Raw genomic sequence first — 1,889 nt, forward strand, 5'->3', positions numbered from 1 at the left:
CGGCTGCGGTGACAACCACCTCTGCGGTCTTGCCTTCGCTCAGGTCAACGGTGGTGACCTCGGGGATATAGGCCTTGCCGTCCACGGTCACGGTAGCGCCGGGGTCGTTGGTCTCGATGACGACCGGCAGCTTGGTGACGTCGTAGTTCTCGTTCTCGCTCAGGTCCTCGACGATGAACTTATCGCCGTCCTGGGTGAAGGAAACCTCGTCTACCTTGACGCTCTTAAGAGTAGCGTCCCTGCTGGCCTCGCCCTCGCGGATGAGGAACTCGTAAGCGCCGGTGCTGGTCTTGTCTTCAGCGCGGATGGTGAAGTGGATGACGCGGCCGTCGGTCAGGTTGGCCTCGTTGTCCTTAAAGTACAGCTTGCCGTCGGCAACCTTGAACTTCACGGTGTCAACATCCTTGGCGGCCCACACGGTCTGGCCGTTCTCAACGGTGGAATTCTTGCTGCGGTCAGAGAAATTCAGCTCGAACTCCTTGGCGTCGTTAATGCCGGTGGTGCTGTTGTAATTCTTGGGGACAGTGATGATGAAGCGGTTGAGCTTCTCAACGCTGGTGTCCTTCGTCACGGTCACAGGAGCGCTGGCTGTAACATTGTTCAGCTTGCTCTCGCTGCTGGCGTTCTGACGGACTGCGTAGACAGTGTAATATTGTGTACCTATAGTGTTTTTTGAAGCATCATCATTATCCTTCTCGCTCCAAACTGTGATAACATTGGTAGCAGAAGCAAGAGTGCTGTTGTTAGGCTTAGGTGTATACTTAGAAGCATCGGCAACAGTAGTGATGTCGCTCTCAGTCAAAGTGATAAGATGAGTTCTTGCAGTATGAGCTGTAGCATGTACTGTTTCCTGATTGTCCAAATCAGCGAAATCATATTTGATATCATCGATATTAGTTGACTTTGTGCCCGCTTTCTCCTTAGACGCATTCACACCATTAAACGCCCAATCATACAGATACAGGTCTGTACCAGCCTTAGTGGTATTGTCGTCGTTCCTGTTGAAGCTGTAAGGTACATCAATGCGGATGGTCTTGTTGTTGGGGTTTACCTTACCGGGCAGCTTGTTGCCGACAGCGTCTACCAGCTCGTTATTTTCGGTTAGAGTGATGTCGGTGATGTTGGCGGTGGTGGCGGGGTCGTCGAAGTAAATCCAAACGCGCTGAGCAGTTTTAGAAACATTTGTTGTGTCAGCGTCACTAGAATAGCTTGTGTCTAGGAAAAGCACCATCTTACAATGGGCATCGCTGGGCCAGTCAACCAAAGCGGTGTGCGCAGGATTTGTTCTGACAAAAATGGGACCACTAGGTGTGTCGTTATCTTCGCTCAATTTGGAAGCCGTTTGTATCGGCTCTCCCTTTGTTGCCTGGCTGCAAATGAATGTTGTTGCTCCATCGGAAGAGTCTACAGAAATTTTAGTATACTCATTACTTAATAAAGTTCCCACATCGGTGTCTGCGTTTGCAAAAGTCGGTGTTTTTGCATATGGTACATGGATAATAAGGTCACCGTCTTTATTTTTGGTGGACTTTAAATCACCAGAAGCATCGTGCAGTGTCACGCTGTTAATAGTGGTGTTGCCTGTAGGAGTGCCCTTAAAGGTCAGGCGATACTCAGTCTTGGTCTTGCCGTCCTCGGAAGTAACCAGAACGCGCATAGCGGTGCTGTGATATTTACGGAGGTTGACATTGTCGAAGATAACCACACCGTCATTATTAGCTATTGCATTTCCATCTTTCTTTTGAGGAGTGTCTCCGCTATTATAAGTGTTTGTATCATCAGTATCATCAATCACATTACTATCGCCTTCAACAAGACCTGTGGGGTTAAGGATAGTAACCTTTGCATTTTTGGAAACTTGCAGCTCGATATCGCGCTTTGTGGCATTG

General features: G+C 49.0%; 1 protein-coding gene. It reads right to left on the reverse strand.

Annotated features, from left to right (window positions below; genetic code table 11):
• Positions 1-1,889: hypothetical protein (locus tag D5270_RS16380; RefSeq protein ID WP_166545081.1), on the reverse strand; the 1,889-nt coding region annotated here is incomplete at both ends.

It is taken from the genome of Acutalibacter sp. 1XD8-36 (assembly GCF_009917525.1).
Classification (GTDB): domain Bacteria; phylum Bacillota; class Clostridia; order Oscillospirales; family Acutalibacteraceae; genus Acutalibacter.